The following is a 17570-nucleotide window of genomic DNA, read 5'->3' on the forward strand; positions in this document are numbered from 1 at the left end:
ATCGCCATGGAGGAGCGCCTGCGCTTCGCCATCCGCGAGGGCGGCCGCACCGTCGGCGCCGGTATCGTCGCGGCAATCACTGAGTAACTGTTGGCGACTGCCTGCGACTGGTGAACAAAGGGCGGCTTCGGCCGCCCTTTTTTGTTTGACCGGCGGTGAGGCTCGGCGGCCACCATGAAATGATCACGCATCATCTGAACCGGCACTTGACGGAGGAGCAGCGCCGCCGCTGGATCGATCTGCTCCAGGACGCGGCCGATGCGGTCGACCTGCCGGATGATCCGGAATTCCGCTCCGCCTTCATGGCCTATGTCGAGTGGGGTACCCGATTGGCGAAATTCAACTCCAACCGGAAGCCGGGCTACGGACCCGCCGAGGAACCCATGCCCCAATGGGGCTGGGGTGTGCCAGGCGGCCCCTATCAGCCGCAGTCCGGTTCCTGAAAGCAGATTTGCACACCGCTGGCGGCAAAGAACGCGGACTTTGCCTGAGTTGGAGCCTAAATTGGTGCAAAGATACTTTACAGATAGGATGGAAATCCTTAGGAAGCGCCTGCCCGTAGCGCGCTGAGCGTAGGCGGGAAGGGGTATAGCTCAGTTGGTAGAGCGGCGGTCTCCAAAACCGCAGGTCGCAGGTTCGAGCCCTGCTGCCCCTGCCACCTTCGTTTTCAGGTCCCACGATTGCCGAGAAAGGCCCTTGCGTAGAGGGGTGATTGGCACTATGTAGGGAGCGGACACGGTGCGTGGAGCCGGGGAACGGCTTTACGCGCCTTTGTCGCGTGTCTGGAGCAAGGTGGCGATTCGCAGGGCCGGCTTCGCATCGCGTCCGGGTTTCCACGTGGGCGCGACACGCGGCGAGAGAACCGGGATTTCCCGGCGCTTCAAAATATAGAGCGATAGATGGCGTCTAAGACCACGAACCCTTTCACGTTTCTGCAGCAGGTACGGGCCGAAACGGCGAAGGTGACATGGCCGTCGCGGAGGGAGACACTGATTTCCACCGTCATGGTGCTCGCATTCGCCGCCTTGGCTGCGCTCTTCTTTTTTGCCGCTGACCAGGTGATGTCGTGGGCAATCGAACTGATTCTGCAGATCGGCTCTTAAGCGACGGCGGCATAGGGAGAGTTTTTTGAAATGACTGCGCGGTGGTACATCGTCCACGCTTACTCGAATTTCGAGAAGAAGGTTGCCGAATCGATCGAGGAGCAGGCGCGCCAGAAAGGGCTGAGCAACGCGATCGAAGAGGTCGTCGTGCCGACGGAAAAGGTCGTCGAGGTGCGTCGTGGTCGCAAGGTCGATGCCGAGCGCAAATTCTTCCCGGGTTACGTGCTGGTAAAGGCCGATCTGACTGATGCGGTGTTCAGCCTCATTAAGAACACGCCCAAGGTGACCGGTTTTCTGGGTGATTCCAGGCCAGTGCCGATTACGCAGGCGGAGGCCGAGCGCATCTTGCACCAGGTCCAGGAAGGTGTCGAGCGGCCGAAGCCTTCGGTGACCTTCGAAATCGGCGAGCAGGTGCGTGTTTCCGATGGTCCCTTCGCTTCTTTCAACGGAGCCGTCCAAGAGGTCGACGAGGAGCGTTCGCGCCTCAAGGTGGAGGTTTCGATCTTCGGGCGCGCCGTGCCCGTCGATCTGGAGTTCGGTCAGGTCGAGAAGAGCTGATCGGCGGTTCCGGCTTCCCGGAACGATAATGGTGGAAGGATAAGGCGGCGTAGCCGGCCGCTGGTGTCCGCACCACCGAACTGCAACCGCCGCCTAAGGGCCGGCATGAAACGAGGCAGATGAGAGATGGCTAAGAAGATTGCAGGCCAGCTCAAGCTTCAGGTTCCCGCGGGGTCGGCGACGCCGTCGCCGCCCATTGGACCTGCGCTTGGACAGCGTGGCATCAACATCATGGAGTTCTGCAAGGCGTTCAACGCGCAGAGCCAGGAAATGGAGAAGGGTTCGCCCATCCCGGTGGTCATCACCTACTACCAGGACAAGTCGTTCACCTTCACCATGAAGACCCCGCCGGTGAGCTACTTCCTCAAGAAGGAGGCGAAGCTGAAGTCGGGCGCCAAGGAGCCGGGCAAGCAGACGATCGGCCAGATTTCGCGCGACAAGGTGCGCAAGATCGCCGAAGCCAAGATGGCGGACCTGAACGCGAACGATGTGAACGCGGCTATGCGCATGGTGGAGGGCTCGGCCCGCTCCATGGGCCTGGAAGTGGTGGGCTGAAGAGATGGCTGTGAAACTTTCCAAGCGCGTGGCCAAGAGCCGCGAGGGCGTCGACCGCAACAAGCATTATTCGCTTGAGGAGGCGGTGAAGCTTCTGAAGGAGCGGGCGACGGCCAAGTTCGACGAGACCATCGAAGTGGCGATGAACCTCGGCGTCGATCCGCGCCATGCCGACCAGATGGTGCGTGGCGTCGTCAACCTGCCGAACGGCACCGGCCGCTCGGTGCGGGTGGCCGTCTTCGCCAAGGGCGACAAGGCGGATGAAGCCAAGGCCGCTGGCGCCGACATTGTCGGTGCGGAGGATCTGGTGGAAAGCGTGCAGAAGGGCGAGATCGATTTCGACCGTTGCATTGCCACGCCCGACATGATGCCGCTGGTCGGCCGGCTCGGCAAGGTGCTGGGCCCGCGCGGCCTGATGCCGAACCCGAAGGTGGGCACGGTGACGGCCGACGTTGCGGCCGCCGTCGAGGCCTCCAAGGGCGGCGCTGTCGAGTTTCGGGTCGAGAAGGCGGGCATCGTGCATGCCGGCGTCGGCAAGGCGTCTTTCGATGCCAATGCGATTGCCGAGAATGTGCGCGCTTTTGCCGATGCCGTGACCAAGGCCAAGCCGTCAGGCGCCAAGGGCAACTATGTCAAGCGCGTGGCCCTGACGTCGACCATGGGCCCCGGTCTCAAGATCGACCCGTCAACCTTGAGCGCATCGTAAAGTTCCTGCCGGGAAGGGGCATCCTTTCCGGCGCATCCATTCCGGGGCGGCAACGGCCCGGAAGCCGGGGTATCCCCCGGCAATCCTGTCCGAGACTGCAGGCGGCTCGCCTTAATTCTTCGAAAGAGCCTGCATGAGACGGGTAAGAACCAACTTAAGGTCTTGCGCAAGCAAGCCGACGGAAGGTTCGAACCGTGTTGGCCTTTTGCCCGATTGCCGGTTCTGCCGGCGCGGCGAAAGGGGGCAGGATCCTCGAGCGTCGTTCGGGTGATCCGAGAAGGAAAGCCCGGCCGGCAAAAGGCAACCCGGCGGCAAACCTATAGAAAGGGGCGCCGTCAACTGGAGAAAGGCTGTGGACAGAGCGGAAAAACGCGAGTTCGTCACGGGCCTGAACCAGGTGTTCGAGAACACCGGTTCTCTCGTCGTGGCACACTACACCGGTCTGACCGTCGCGCAGATGAACGACCTTCGGTCGAAGATGCGCGAGGCAGGCGGGACCGTCAAGGTCGCGAAGAACCGTCTCGCCAAGATCGCTCTTCAGGGTACCAAGTCCGAAGGCATTCAGGCCCTCTTCGAGGGGCAGACCCTGATTGCTTACTCGGACGATCCGGTTGTCGCTCCGAAGGTCGCCAGCGATTTCGCCAAGGGCAATGACAATCTTGTCATCCTCGGCGGCGCGATGGGCGCGACCACGCTCGACGCCGACGGCGTGAAGGCACTTGCCTCGCTGCCGTCGCTGGACGAGCTCAGAGCGAAGATCGTCGGCATGATCTCAACGCCGGCAACCCGGATCGCCCAGGTCGTCAATGCACCGGCAGGCCAGCTTGCACGTGTCTTTGGCGCCTATGCCCGGAAGGACGAGGCGGCATGAGGCCGTTCCTCACACCTGCAACACAGTTCGAACTTTTTACGAAGGAAATGAACAATGGCTGATCTTGCGAAGATCGTTGATGACCTTTCCAGCCTGACCGTCATCGAGGCGGCCGAGCTGTCGAAGATGCTGGAAGAGAAGTGGGGCGTCTCCGCGGCGGCTCCGGTGGCCGTGGCGGCTGCCGGCGGTGCCGGTGCGCCTGCCGAGGCGGCGGAAGAGAAGACCGAGTTCGACGTCGTTCTCGCTGAGGCCGGTGCGCAGAAGATCAACGTGATCAAGGAAGTGCGCGCCATCACCGGCCTGGGCCTGAAGGAGGCCAAGGACCTGGTCGAGGCCGCACCGAAGCCGGTCAAGGAGGCCGTGTCGAAGGACGAGGCCGAGAAGATCAAAGCGCAGCTCGAAGGGGCCGGCGCCAAGGTCGAACTGAAGTAAGTGCTTGCCGCCGGCCCGCGGGCAGCCGTCCGCGGGCCGGCAGCAAGACGTAATTGAAGCGAAAACCTTTTTCCTGACGGCCTCCAAGGCGGCCTTCAGGAAACGGGTTTTCATCCGTTTGGATTGGTCGCCTTCAAGGGCGGCCCTTATGGCAGGCAAGCGGCAGGCAAGGAGCGACGATGGCCCAGACCCAGACTTTCAACGGTCGCAGGCGCGTACGCAAGTTTTTCGGGAAGATTCCGGAAGTTGCGGAGATGCCGAACCTCATCGAGGTTCAAAAAGCATCCTATGACCAGTTTCTGATGGTCGAGGAGCCCGAAGGCGGGCGTCCCGACGAGGGGCTGCAGGCGGTTTTCAAGTCGGTGTTTCCGATCCAGGATTTCGCCGGCACGGCGATGCTCGAATTCGTCAAGTACGAGTTCGAGCCCCCGAAGTTCGACACCGAGGAGTGCCGCCAGCGCGACCTCACCTATGCGGCGCCGCTCAAGGTGACGCTGCGCCTTATCGTGTTCGATATCGACGAGGACACGCAGGCCAAGTCCATCAAGGACATCAAGGAGCAGGACGTCTACATGGGCGACATGCCGCTCATGACGTCGAACGGCACCTTCATCGTCAACGGCACCGAGCGCGTGATCGTCTCGCAGATGCACCGCTCGCCGGGTGTCTTCTTCGACCATGACAAGGGCAAGTCGCACTCGTCCGGCAAGCTGCTTTTCGCGGCGCGCGTCATCCCCTATCGCGGCTCCTGGCTCGACATCGAGTTCGACGCCAAGGATGTCGTCTACGCGCGCATCGATCGCCGGCGCAAGATCCCCGCCACGTCGCTGCTGATGGCACTCGGCATGGACAGTGAGGAGATCCTTTCGACTTTCTATAACCAGCTGACCTATATCCGCGACGGCGAGAACTGGCGCGTGCCGTTCTCGGCCGAGCGCTTCCGCGGCATGAAGGCAACGGCCGACATCATCGACGCCGATTCGGGCGAGGTGGTGCTGGAAGCCGGCAAGAAAATGACGGCGCGCCAGGCTCGGCAGCTTGCGGAGAAAGGCCTGAAGGCCGTTCGCGCCAGCGAGGACGACCTGATCGGCAACTACCTTGCCGAAGACATCGTCAACCTGGAGACGGGCGAGATCTTCCTCGAGGCCGGCGACGAGATCGACGAGAAGACGCTCAAGGTTCTGCTCGACGCGGGCGCCGGGGAGGTGCATTTCCTCGACATCGACCACGTCAATATCGGCGGCTACATCCGCAACACGCTGGTTGCCGACAAGAACGAGACCCGCCAGGACGCGCTGTTCGACATCTACCGGGTCATGCGCCCGGGCGAGCCGCCGACGCTGGAGACGGCGGAGGCGATGTTCCACTCGCTGTTCTTCGATCCCGAGCGCTACGACCTTTCGGCCGTCGGCCGGGTGAAGATGAACATGCGCCTCGAGCTCGACGCCGAGGACACGGTTCGCGTCCTGCGCAAGGAAGACATCGTTGCCGTGGTGAAGACGCTGGTCGAGCTGCGCGACGGCAAGGGCGAGATCGACGATATCGACAATCTCGGCAACCGCCGGGTGCGTTCGGTCGGCGAGCTGATGGAAAATCAGTACCGCGTCGGTCTTCTGCGCATGGAGCGCGCCATCAAGGAGCGCATGTCGTCGATCGAGATCGACACGGTCATGCCGCAGGACCTGATCAACGCCAAGCCGGCGGCCGCCGCCGTGCGCGAGTTCTTCGGCTCCTCGCAGCTTTCGCAGTTCATGGACCAGACCAACCCGCTGTCGGAGATCACCCATAAGCGGCGCCTGTCGGCGCTCGGCCCGGGCGGTCTCACCCGCGAGCGGGCGGGCTTCGAGGTGCGCGACGTGCACCCGACCCACTACGGCCGCATCTGCCCGATCGAGACGCCGGAAGGTCCGAACATCGGCCTCATCAACTCGCTCGCCACCTTCGCCCGGGTCAACAAGTACGGCTTCATCGAGACGCCGTACCGCAGGATCATCGATGGAAAGGTGAGCGAGGACGTCGTCTACCTGTCGGCGATGGAAGAGGCCAAGCACTATGTTGCCCAGGCCAACGCCGAGATCGACAAGGACGGCCGCTTCGCCGACGAGTTCGTGGTCTGCCGCCACGCCGGCGAGGTGATGATGGCGCCACGCGAGAACGTCGACCTGATGGACGTCTCGCCGAAGCAGCTTGTTTCGGTTGCCGCCGCGCTCATTCCGTTCCTGGAGAACGACGACGCCAACCGCGCGCTTATGGGCTCGAACATGCAGCGCCAGGCCGTGCCGCTGGTGCGTGCCGAGGCCCCCTTCGTGGGCACCGGCATGGAGCCGGTGGTGGCGCGCGATTCGGGCGCGGCTATTGCCGCCCGCCGCACGGGCGTGGTCGACCAGGTGGACGCGACGCGTGTCGTTATCCGCGCCACGGAGGACGTGGACGCCTCGCAGTCCGGTGTCGACATCTACCGGCTGCAGAAGTTCCAGCGCTCCAACCAGAACACCTGCATCAACCAGCGTCCGCTGGTGCGGGTGGGCGATGAGATCAACAAGGGCGACATCATCGCCGATGGCCCGTCGACTGACCTGGGCGACTTGGCGCTCGGCCGCAACGTCCTCGTCGCCTTCATGCCGTGGAACGGCTATAACTACGAGGACTCCATCCTGCTCTCCGAGCGCATCGTGCGCGACGATGTCTTCACCTCGATCCACATCGAGGAATTCGAGATCATGGCGCGCGACACCAAGCTCGGACCGGAAGAGATCACGCGTGACATTCCGAATGTTTCGGAAGAGGCGCTGAAGAACCTCGATGAGGCGGGCATCGTCTATATCGGCGCGGAAGTGCAGCCGGGAGATATCCTGGTCGGCAAGATCACGCCGAAGGGGGAGAGCCCGATGACGCCGGAGGAAAAGCTCCTGCGCGCCATCTTCGGCGAGAAGGCGTCCGACGTCCGCGATACCTCCATGCGCATGCCGCCCGGCACCTACGGAACGGTGGTCGAGGTGCGCGTCTTCAACCGCCACGGCGTGGAGAAGGACGAGCGCGCCATGGCGATCGAGCGCGAGGAGATCGAGCGGCTCGCCAAGGACCGCGACGACGAGCAGTCGATCCTCGACCGCAACGTCTATGCGCGTCTTGCCGACATGCTAATCGGCAAGACGGCGATCGCCGGGCCCAAGGGCTTCAAGAAGGGCACCAAGCTGACTTCGGAACTCCTTGACGAGTATCCGCGTTCGCAGTGGTGGCAGTTCGCCGTCGAGAACGAGAAGCAGCAGACCGGGCTCGAAGCGTTGCGTGCCCAGTACGACGAGTCCAAGAGCGCGCTGGAACAGCGCTTCATGGACAAGGTCGAGAAGGTGCAGCGCGGCGACGAGATGCCCCCCGGCGTCATGAAGATGGTCAAGGTCTTCGTCGCCGTGAAGCGTAAGATGCAGCCCGGAGACAAGATGGCCGGCCGGCACGGCAACAAGGGCGTCGTCTCGAAGATCGTGCCCATCGAGGACATGCCGTTCCTCGATGACGGTACCCACGTGGACATCGTGCTCAACCCGCTCGGCGTGCCGAGCCGCATGAATGTCGGCCAGATCCTGGAGACGCATCTTGGCTGGGCCTGCGCGGGCATGGGCCGGCAGATCGGCGAATTGATCGATGCCTATAAGGAGAAGGGCGATATCAAGCCGCTCCGGAAGACGATTGAGAAGCTGATCCCGGACAACGACCGCAACGAACCGGTGCGTGCGTATGACGACGAAAGCGTCATACGGCTCGGCGAGCAGATGCGCCGCGGTGTTTCCATCGCCACGCCTGTTTTCGACGGCGCGCACGAATCCGACATCAACGATGTATTGGAGGAAGCGGGGCTCAACTCGAGCGGTCAGGTGACACTGTATGACGGCCGCACAGGTGAAGCGTTCGATCGCCAGGTGACGGTGGGCTACATCTACATGCTGAAGCTGCACCATCTGGTGGACGACAAGATCCACGCTCGCTCCATCGGTCCGTACTCGCTCGTCACCCAGCAGCCGCTGGGCGGCAAGGCGCAGTTCGGTGGCCAGCGCTTCGGCGAGATGGAGGTGTGGGCGCTGGAAGCCTATGGCGCGGCCTACACGCTGCAGGAGATGCTCACCGTCAAGTCGGACGACGTGGCCGGCCGCACCAAGGTCTACGAGGCCATCGTGCGCGGCGACGACACCTTCGAGGCGGGCATCCCCGAGAGCTTCAACGTGCTGGTCAAGGAGATGCGCTCTCTGGGCCTCAATGTGGAGCTCGAGAACTCGCGCTTGGAAGAGCCGCCGGCACAACTGCCCGACGCAGCAGAGTGAATTGCGTATGCGCCGCGGTCTTGGATCGCGGCGCACCGCCCGTATCGACGGCGATGCGGCGACCAGCAGGAACGAGACGAGCCGCTGGGTGCCCGCTACGACCGCAGAATGACCAAGGGACTTAATGTCCCGCAAAGGAGATCGGCATGAACCAAGAGGTCATGAACCTGTTCAACCCTCAGGCGCCGGCACAGACCTTCGATTCCATCCGGATTTCGCTGGCGAGCCCGGAGAAGATCCTGTCCTGGTCCTACGGCGAAATCAAGAAGCCGGAGACCATCAACTACCGCACCTTCAAGCCGGAGCGTGACGGCCTGTTCTGCGCGCGCATTTTCGGTCCCATCAAGGACTACGAGTGCCTGTGCGGCAAATACAAGCGCATGAAATACAAGGGCGTCATCTGCGAGAAGTGCGGTGTCGAGGTCACGCTGTCGCGCGTGCGCCGCGAGCGCATGGGGCACATCGAGCTGGCCGCGCCCGTTGCCCACATCTGGTTCCTGAAGTCGCTGCCCTCGCGCATCGGCACGCTGCTCGACATGACGCTGAAGGACATCGAGCGGGTTCTCTACTTCGAGAACTACATCGTGACCGAGCCCGGCCTGACGTCTCTCAAGGAGAATCAGCTTCTCTCCGAAGAGGAGTACATGATCGCCGTCGACGAGTTCGGCGAAGATTCCTTTACGGCCATGATCGGCGCGGAAGCGATCCATCACCTTCTGGCCGGCATGGACCTGGAGAAGATCGCCGGCGACTTGCGCTCGGAGCTTGCCTCCACCACGTCGGAGCTCAAGCAGAAGAAGCTTCTGAAGCGGCTCAAGGTCGTGGAAAATTTCCTGGAGTCCGGCAACCGGCCGGAATGGATGATCATGAAGATCGTCCCGGTCATCCCGCCGGACCTGCGCCCGCTGGTGCCACTCGACGGCGGCCGGTTTGCGACGTCGGATCTCAACGATCTCTACCGCCGCGTCATCAACCGCAACAACCGTCTGAAGCGGCTGATCGAGCTCAGGGCGCCCGGCATCATCATCCGCAACGAGAAGCGTATGCTGCAGGAGGCCGTCGACGCGCTGTTCGACAACGGCCGCCGTGGCCGCGTCATCACGGGTGCCAACAAGCGGCCGCTGAAGTCGCTGTCCGACATGCTGAAGGGCAAGCAGGGCCGCTTCCGCCAGAACCTGCTCGGCAAGCGCGTCGACTATTCCGGCCGCTCCGTCATCGTGACGGGTCCGGAACTGAAGCTGCACCAGTGCGGCCTGCCGAAGAAGATGGCGCTGGAGCTCTTCAAGCCCTTCATCTACGCACGTCTGGACGCCAAGGGCTTTTCGTCCACCGTCAAGCAGGCGAAGAAGCTGGTGGAGAAAGAGCGTCCGGAGGTCTGGGACATCCTCGATGAGGTGATCCGCGAGCATCCGGTGCTCTTGAACCGTGCGCCCACGCTGCACCGCCTCGGCATCCAGGCCTTCGAGCCAGTGCTCATCGAAGGCAAGGCGATCCAGCTTCATCCGCTGGTCTGCACCGCCTTCAACGCCGACTTCGACGGTGACCAGATGGCCGTCCACGTGCCGCTGTCGCTGGAAGCGCAGCTCGAAGCGCGCGTGCTCATGATGTCGACCAACAATATCCTGCACCCGGCCTCAGGCGCACCGATCATCGTGCCCTCGCAGGATATGGTTCTGGGTCTCTACTACCTGTCCATCATGAACCAGAACGAGCCGGGCGAGGGGATGGTGTTTGCCGACATGGGCGAATTGCACCATGCGCTCGAGACCAAGGTCGTCACGCTGCACACCAAGATCAAGGGTCGCTTCAAGACCGTCGACCATGACGGCAATCAGGTCTCGCAGATTCACGAGACGACGCCCGGCCGCATGATCATCGGCGAGCTTCTGCCGAAGAACCCGAACGTGCCCTTCGATATCTGCAATCAGGAGATGACCAAGAAGAACATCTCCAAGATGATCGATACGGTCTACCGTCACTGCGGCCAGAAGGAGACGGTGATCTTCTGCGACCGGATCATGTCGCTCGGATTTACCCGCGCCTGCACGGCGGGCATCTCCTTCGGCAAGGACGACATGCTGATCCCCGACACCAAGGTCAATCTGGTCGCGGAGACCGAGGCACTGGCTAAGGAGTACGAGCAGCAGTACAACGACGGTCTGATCACCCAGGGTGAGAAGTACAACAAGGTCGTCGACGCCTGGGCCAAGTGCTCGGAGAAGGTCGCCGACGAGATGATGAAGCGCATCAAGGCGATCGAGTTCGGCGAGGACAAGCGCCAGAAGCCGATGAACTCGATCTACATGATGTCGCATTCGGGTGCCCGCGGTTCGCCGGCGCAGATGCGCCAGCTTGCCGGCATGCGCGGCCTGATGGCACGTCCGGACGGCTCCATCATCGAGACGCCGATCATCTCGAACTTCAAGGAAGGCTTGACCGTGATGGAGTACTTCAACTCCACCCACGGCGCGCGCAAGGGCCTTGCCGACACGGCGCTCAAGACGGCGAACTCGGGCTACCTGACGCGGCGTCTCGTCGACGTGGCGCAGGATTGTATCGTGGTCACGCCCGATTGCGGTACCGACAAGGGCCTCACCATGCAGCCCATCGTCGACGCCGGTCAGGTGGTTGCCTCCATCGGCCAGCGCGTGCTTGGCCGTACCGCACTCGATGACGTGGTCAACCCAGCGACCGGCGAGGTCATCGTGCCGGCCGGTCGCCTCATCGACGAGCGCGATGTCGAGGCCATCGAGGCCGCCGGCATCCAGACCGTGCGCATCCGCTCCGCACTTACCTGTGAGATGAGGAGTGGTGTCTGTGCCGTCTGCTACGGCCGCGATCTGGCGCGTGGCACGCCGGTCAATATCGGCGAGGCCGTCGGCGTCATCGCGGCGCAGTCGATCGGCGAGCCGGGCACCCAGCTCACCATGCGTACCTTCCACATGGGCGGCACCGCTCAGGTGGTGGACCAGTCCTTCCTCGAAGCTTCCTTCGAGGGGAAGGTGGCGATCCGCAACCGCAACGTCGTGCGTAACTCCGACGGCCATCTGGTCGTCATGGGCCGCAACATGGCGGTGCTGATCCTCGACGAGGGCGGCGCCGAGCGTGCCTCGCACCGCATCGCCTACGGTTCACGGATTTACGTGGATGACGGCGACAAGGTGAAGCGCGGCCAGCGCATTGCCGAGTGGGATCCGTACACGCGGCCGATGCTGACCGAAGTCGAGGGCACCGTGGCCTTCGAGGACCTGGTTGACGGTATCTCGGTGCAGGAGACGACGGACGAATCGACCGGCATCACCAAGCGCGAGGTCGTCGACTGGCGGTCGACGCCGCGCGGCTCGGACCTCAAGCCGGCGATTACCATCCTCGACTCCAAGGGCAAGGTGGCCAAGCTCGCCCGTGGCGGCGAGGCACGCTTCCTGCTTTCGGTGGAGGCGGTGCTGTCGACCGAGCCCGGTGCAAAGGTGCAGCCCGGCGACGTGCTTGCGCGTGTTCCGTTGGAAAGCGCGAAGACCAAGGACATCACCGGCGGTCTGCCGCGGGTGGCGGAGCTGTTCGAGGCACGGCGTCCGAAGGACCATGCCATCATCGCCGAGATCGACGGCACGGTGCGTTTCGGCCGCGACTACAAGAACAAGCGCCGCATCGTCATCGAGCCGCATGACTCGACGCTGGAGCCGGTGGAATACCTGATTCCGAAGGGCAAGCCGTTCCATCTGCAGGACGGCGACGTCATCGAGAAGGGCGACTTCATCCTCGACGGCAATCCGGCGCCGCACGACATCCTGGCGATCAAGGGCGTTGAGGCACTGGCCTCCTACCTCGTCAACGAGATCCAGGAGGTCTACCGGTTGCAGGGCGTGATGATCAACGACAAGCACATCGAGGTGATCGTTCGCCAGATGCTGCAGAAGGTTGAGATCACGGCGCAGGGCGATTCGACCTATATTCCCGGCGATCACGTGGACCAGGTCGAGTTCGACGAGGTCAACGACCGGTTGGTCGAGGAAGGCAAGAAGCCGGCCGAAGGCCAGCCGGTGCTGCTCGGCATCACCAAGGCCTCACTGCAGACGCCGTCCTTCATCTCCGCCGCTTCCTTCCAGGAGACGACGCGGGTGCTGACGGAGGCTTCGGTCGCCGGCAAGATCGACACGCTGCAGGGGCTCAAGGAGAACGTCATCGTCGGCCGCCTCATTCCGGCCGGTACTGGCGGCGCCATGAGCCAGATCCGGCGCATCGCCCGTTCGCGCGACGAACTTATCCTAGACGAGCGGCGCAAGGAGTCGGGTGCGGAGACGGCCGAGGCCGCGCTAGCCGATATGACGGGTGCAGCCGAGTAGGCAGAGAACCCGTCCATCACCTTACTTTGCGAGAAGCCGCCGGGTAGTCCGGCGGCTTCTTTTCGTTTCAGGGTGAATTTTTGAATTAACGCTGTTTCAAACGGCGTATTGACGAGTAGTATCTATTTTTATATTAAACCACAAGTTGTTAACTCGATCCAGAGAAGAAAAGAATATCTACTTTATTTAAATTTGTAACATCTGGCGCATTCAGGTGCTTGCCTCTGCTTTTAAGCATACAGCTTCTTCCGCCGGAGGCAGGTTAGTCCATCAATTGAAGAGCCAGCTTCGACTTTGGGGGCGCTGCGGCAATGTATGTCGCTGCAGGCATCAAAGGAGAAGGGAATTATGAAGGCCTCTTTCAGATACGCTATTTTTCCGATTATTACGCTTTGCGCCGCCTGCACGGGCACGCAAGGCGAACTTCTTCTCGGTAGGCCGGAATCCTCCGCCTGGCTCCAGACTGCTGCGCCCGCAACTGTCGCCACCTATTTCTCGGCGCGCTGCTCCGCCTACGGCTACAAGAGCGGCGACAAGGAGATGGCGGATTGCATTCGGCGGGAGGTCGAGTCGGTTCGAGCCAAGAATGCGGCCGTGGAGGCCGCGGCGGAGATGAACCGTCCGAAGGTGATCTACTGCCATGACGACTGGTTCGATCGGCACCATTGGCGCCACCGGCATTTTCGGTACGACTTGGGCTATTGCTTCTGACGGGGGCAGCACCTTCCCTCTCTGCAAGGTAGCGCGACTGAGGAGAGGGGAGGCGCTATGCCGGCTCGTCGAACGTGACGATGGCGATCTCGCCTTCCGTGGCGCCCTGCCAGGCCGACAGGTGCGGCTCTTCGTCGGGGGCACCTTCCATCTCGCCGATTTGGTCGAGTTCGGCCTCCGCATAGCCTTCTTGCGCCAGTGCTTCCAGCGCAAGGCGCACCGCCGTGTCGTCGTCGGGCGCCATGAGCATGACGTGCACGCCCTCGCTGTCTCCGCCCGCCTCGCGCCAGACCCGGCCGGTGATGATGGTGACGGGCGGCTGCTCATTGTCGTTCATGGGCTGATTCCTTTTGCGTTCTGCCGATCCTGCTCGATGTAGCGCGAATTGTCGCATTTCCGGCATATGGGCAACAGGGTGGGGGTGGAAATTCCTCCATCCTCACCTCATATCGAGGGGCGGATAATCGTTCACGGTGCCCGAGCGCCCACGCCGGTCCGATTGCGCAAGATAATTGCCGGAGCGGGGTTGACGGTGGCTCGCGTTGCGCGTATTACCCGCCGCGTCTGAGCCGATGTGAGGCCTTTCTTTTCGGGGCGACGCGCCCTGAAGCAAAGCCTCAAACAGGGTTCGTTTATACGAGCGACAGACTTCCGGCGCATGAAGCGGTTTGCCGCTTCCTCTGCTTTTGTTCGGGCAGGACCGCAGTCAGGCGGTTTGATGCCTGAATTTGCATATGGAGCACTGTCCTCGTCGTAACGCGACTCCGTCGACTTGAGACACGAGATTGAAACAAGGGAAGGTTTGATGCCGACCGTAAACCAGCTGATCAACAAGCCGCGCAAGGCGCCGGTGAAGCGCAACAAGGTGCCGGCCATGCAGGCCAACCCGCAGAAGCGGGGTGTGTGCACGCGCGTCTATACGACTTCGCCGAAGAAGCCGAACTCGGCCATGCGCAAGGTGGCGAAGATCCGGCTTGCCAACGGCTTCGAGGTGATCGGCTACATCCCGGGTGAGGGTCATAACCTGCAGGAGCACTCCGTGGTGATGATCCGCGGCGGCCGCGTGAAAGACCTTCCCGGCGTGCGCTATCACATCATCCGCGGCGTGCTCGACACGCAGGGTGTGAAAAGCCGCAAGCAGCGCCGCTCCAAATATGGTGCTAAGCGTCCGAAGTAGGGTTTCCCGGCTTCGGCGCTTTTGTTTTTGCGCCGAGCCTTGAAGGTGAGAGACGAAGAAGATGTCCCGACGTCACCGTGCAGAGAAGCGCGAAATCAACCCGGACCCGAAGTTCGGCGATCAGGTTGTGACCAAGTTCATGAATGCCATCATGCTGGACGGCAAGAAGTCCGTCGCCGAGCAGATCGTCTATGGCGCGCTCGATCAGGTGCAGGAAAAGACCAAGCAGGAGCCGGTGGCTATCTTCCACCAGGCGCTGGACAACGTTGCGCCGCATGTCGAAGTGCGCTCCAGGCGTGTCGGCGGTGCCACCTATCAGGTGCCGGTTGACGTGCGCCCGGAACGTCGACAGGCGCTCGCCATTCGCTGGCTGATCACGGCTGCTCGCAACCGTAACGAGACCACCATGGTCGAGCGCCTGTCGGGCGAGCTCATGGATGCGTCCAACAATCGCGGCACTGCCGTCAAGAAGCGCGAAGATACGCACAAGATGGCCGAGGCCAACCGTGCGTTCTCTCATTACCGCTGGTAGTGCGAGAGGAAGGAAGAGGTATCCACGATGGCCCGCGAGTATAAGATCGAAGATTACCGAAACTTCGGTATCATGGCGCACATCGACGCCGGCAAGACGACAACGACCGAGCGCGTCCTGTTTTACACCGGCAAGTCGCACAAGATCGGCGAAGTCCATGACGGCGCGGCCACCATGGACTGGATGGAGCAGGAGCAGGAGCGGGGTATCACCATTACCTCTGCTGCCACGACCACCTTCTGGGAAGGTCGCGACGGCAAGAAGCGCCGCTTCAACATCATCGACACGCCTGGCCACGTGGACTTCACCATCGAGGTGGAGCGCTCGCTGCGCGTGCTCGACGGCGCCATCGCGCTACTCGACGCCAATGCTGGCGTGGAGCCGCAGACCGAGACCGTGTGGCGCCAAGCCGACAAGTACGGCGTGCCGCGCATGATCTTCTGCAACAAGATGGACAAGATCGGCGCCGACTTCTATCGTTCGGCCGAGATGGTCAAGACGCGGCTTGGTGCCGCGCCTGTCATCATGCAGCTTCCCATCGGCGCCGAGAGCGATTTCGCCGGCGTCGTCGACCTCATCGAGATGAAGGCGCTTATCTGGCAGTCGGAGAACCTCGGTGCGGCGTGGGACGTTCTGGATATCCCGGCCGACATGCAGGCGCAGGCCGAGGAATACCGTGAGAAGCTGATCGAGGCCGCCGTCGAGATGGATGAGGCGGCGATGGAGCGTTATCTCGAGGGCGAGATGCCGTCCAACGACGAAATCCGCAAGCTCATCCGCAAGGGCACCATTGAGGTGAAGTTCTTCCCGATGTTCTGCGGCTCGGCCTTCAAGAACAAGGGCGTGCAGCCGTTGCTCGACGGCGTCGTAGACTTCCTGCCCTCGCCGGTGGAGGTGCCGTCGATCCGGGGCATCGATCCGAAGACCGAGGGTGAGGTGACGCGCAAGTCGTCGGACGACGAGCCGCTGTCGATGCTCGCTTTCAAGATCATGAACGATCCCTTCGTTGGCTCGCTCACCTTCTGCCGCATTTATTCCGGCGTCCTCACCAAGGGCGTGTCGCTCGCCAATACGGTGAAAGACAAGCGTGAGCGTATCGGCCGCATGCTGCAGATGCACTCCAACTCGCGGTCCGACCTTGAAGTGGCGTATGCCGGCGACATCGTGGCGCTGGCGGGCCTCAAGGAGACGACCACGGGCGACACGCTGTGTGACCCGGTGAAGCCGGTCATCCTGGAGCGTATGGAGTTCCCCGAGCCGGTCATCCAGATCGCAATCGAGCCCAAGACCAAGGGCGACCAGGAGAAGATGGGTCTGGCGCTCAGCCGTCTGGCTGCGGAGGATCCGTCCTTCCGCGTCAAGTCCGACGAGGAATCCGGCCAGACGATCATTGCCGGCATGGGAGAGCTTCACCTCGACATCATCGTCGACCGTATGAAGCGTGAGTTCAAGGTCGAGGCCAATGTCGGCGCGCCGCAGGTGGCCTACCGCGAGACCATCACGCGGCAGGCAGAGATCGACTACACGCACAAGAAGCAGACCGGCGGTTCCGGCCAGTTCGCCCGCGTCAAGATTGTCTTCGAGCCTAACCCGGAAGGCGAGGATTTCGTCTTCGAATCCAAGGTTGTCGGCGGTTCCGTGCCGAAGGAGTACATCCCCGGCGTGCAGAAGGGCATCGAGAGTGTCATGTCCTCCGGCCCAGTGGCTGGCTTCCCGATGCTGGGCGTGAAGGCGACGCTCATCGACGGTGCCTACCACGACGTCGACTCGTCCGTCCTGGCCTTCGAGATTGCCGCACGTGCGGCTTTCCGTGAAGGCGCCCAGAAGGCCGGTGCCCAGCTTCTCGAGCCGATCATGAAGGTCGAGGTGGTGACGCCGGAAGATTATGTGGGCGACGTCATCGGCGATCTGAACTCCCGCCGCGGGCAGATCCAGGGCACGGAGGCGCGCGGTATCGCGACCGTCGTCAACGCCATGGTGCCGCTCGCCAACATGTTCAAATATGTCGACAATCTGCGCTCGATGTCCCAGGGCCGTGCCCAGTACACGATGCAGTTCGACCACTATGAGCCGGTCCCCAGCGCTGTGGCGCAGGAGATCCAGAAGAAGTTCGCGTGATCGCCCGAGCGGGCTCACTGAAGCAAGGCCTGAATAGGCAGAGAATAACGGAGACCTCACATGGCCAAAGGTAAATTTGAGCGCACGAAGCCGCATGTGAACATCGGGACGATTGGTCACGTTGACCATGGGAAGACGTCACTGACGG

The 17570-nt window shown here is 62.3% G+C and carries 16 protein-coding genes and 1 tRNA gene; 16 read left to right on the top strand and 1 reads right to left on the bottom strand.

Features of this window, described 5'->3' with window-relative positions; genetic code table 11:
* The 12 genes from GPJ75_RS26850 to GPJ75_RS26905 all read left to right on the top strand — a co-directional run.
* Nucleotides 1-87: EF-Tu C-terminal domain-related protein (locus tag GPJ75_RS26850; RefSeq protein ID WP_484482039.1), on the top strand; the 87-nt coding region annotated here is incomplete at its 5' end.
* A gap of 92 nt (nucleotides 88-179) precedes the next feature.
* Nucleotides 180-443, top strand: coding sequence for a globin family protein (locus tag GPJ75_RS26855; RefSeq protein WP_343036431.1), 264 nt, complete (start codon nucleotides 180-182; stop codon nucleotides 441-443).
* Between the two features lie 139 nt (nucleotides 444-582).
* Nucleotides 583-658: transfer RNA gene (locus GPJ75_RS26860), tRNA-Trp, on the top strand.
* A 241-nt stretch (nucleotides 659-899) separates the two neighbouring features.
* Entirely contained in the window at nucleotides 900-1103 is a 204-nt protein-coding gene (gene secE, locus GPJ75_RS26865) for a preprotein translocase subunit SecE (RefSeq protein WP_163273196.1), read from the top strand.
* Between the two features lie 30 nt (nucleotides 1104-1133).
* Nucleotides 1134-1661: a transcription termination/antitermination protein NusG gene (nusG, locus tag GPJ75_RS26870; RefSeq protein ID WP_159593284.1), complete on the top strand. Its 528-nt coding sequence runs from the start codon at nucleotides 1134-1136 to the stop codon at nucleotides 1659-1661.
* A 126-nt stretch (nucleotides 1662-1787) separates the two neighbouring features.
* Nucleotides 1788-2216, top strand: a complete 429-nt coding sequence (gene rplK / locus GPJ75_RS26875) for a 50S ribosomal protein L11 (protein WP_163273198.1) — start codon at nucleotides 1788-1790, stop codon at nucleotides 2214-2216.
* A 4-nt stretch (nucleotides 2217-2220) separates the two neighbouring features.
* Entirely contained in the window at nucleotides 2221-2922 is a 702-nt protein-coding gene (gene rplA / locus GPJ75_RS26880; protein WP_159593278.1) for a 50S ribosomal protein L1, read from the top strand.
* A gap of 352 nt (nucleotides 2923-3274) precedes the next feature.
* Nucleotides 3275-3793: a 50S ribosomal protein L10 gene (gene rplJ / locus GPJ75_RS26885; protein ID WP_163273200.1), complete on the top strand. Its 519-nt coding sequence runs from the start codon at nucleotides 3275-3277 to the stop codon at nucleotides 3791-3793.
* 54 nt (nucleotides 3794-3847) lie between these two features.
* Nucleotides 3848-4225: a 50S ribosomal protein L7/L12 gene (rplL, locus tag GPJ75_RS26890; protein WP_163273202.1), complete on the top strand. Its 378-nt coding sequence runs from the start codon at nucleotides 3848-3850 to the stop codon at nucleotides 4223-4225.
* A gap of 179 nt (nucleotides 4226-4404) precedes the next feature.
* Entirely contained in the window at nucleotides 4405-8541 is a 4137-nt protein-coding gene (gene rpoB, locus GPJ75_RS26895) for a DNA-directed RNA polymerase subunit beta (RefSeq protein WP_163273204.1), read from the top strand.
* 146 nt (nucleotides 8542-8687) lie between these two features.
* Nucleotides 8688-12884: a DNA-directed RNA polymerase subunit beta' gene (gene rpoC, locus GPJ75_RS26900; protein WP_163273206.1), complete on the top strand. Its 4197-nt coding sequence runs from the start codon at nucleotides 8688-8690 to the stop codon at nucleotides 12882-12884.
* Between the two features lie 315 nt (nucleotides 12885-13199).
* A complete protein-coding gene (locus GPJ75_RS26905; protein WP_163273208.1) occupies nucleotides 13200-13595 on the top strand; it encodes a hypothetical protein in 396 nt (131 codons plus the stop codon).
* 55 nt (nucleotides 13596-13650) lie between these two features.
* Here GPJ75_RS26905 and GPJ75_RS26910 read toward each other — a convergent pair whose 3' ends face one another.
* Nucleotides 13651-13932 carry a transcriptional regulator gene (locus GPJ75_RS26910; protein WP_159593257.1) on the bottom strand — a complete coding sequence of 94 codons (282 nt, stop codon included), beginning with the start codon at nucleotides 13930-13932 and terminating at the stop codon, nucleotides 13651-13653.
* A 468-nt stretch (nucleotides 13933-14400) separates the two neighbouring features.
* Between GPJ75_RS26910 and rpsL the strand changes: the two genes are divergently transcribed.
* From rpsL to GPJ75_RS26930, 4 genes are all read left to right on the top strand, one after another.
* Nucleotides 14401-14772: a 30S ribosomal protein S12 gene (gene rpsL / locus GPJ75_RS26915; RefSeq protein ID WP_159593254.1), complete on the top strand. Its 372-nt coding sequence runs from the start codon at nucleotides 14401-14403 to the stop codon at nucleotides 14770-14772.
* A 61-nt stretch (nucleotides 14773-14833) separates the two neighbouring features.
* Nucleotides 14834-15304 carry a 30S ribosomal protein S7 gene (gene rpsG, locus GPJ75_RS26920; protein ID WP_163273210.1) on the top strand — a complete coding sequence of 157 codons (471 nt, stop codon included), beginning with the start codon at nucleotides 14834-14836 and terminating at the stop codon, nucleotides 15302-15304.
* A 27-nt stretch (nucleotides 15305-15331) separates the two neighbouring features.
* Entirely contained in the window at nucleotides 15332-17422 is a 2091-nt protein-coding gene (gene fusA, locus GPJ75_RS26925) for an elongation factor G (protein ID WP_163273212.1), read from the top strand.
* Nucleotides 17423-17482: 60 nt separating this feature from the next.
* Nucleotides 17483-17570: GTP-binding protein (locus tag GPJ75_RS26930; protein ID WP_235911641.1), on the top strand; the 88-nt coding region annotated here is incomplete at its 3' end.

It is taken from the genome of Chelativorans alearensis, assembly GCF_010993735.1.
Taxonomy (GTDB): domain Bacteria; phylum Pseudomonadota; class Alphaproteobacteria; order Rhizobiales; family Rhizobiaceae; genus Chelativorans; species Chelativorans alearense.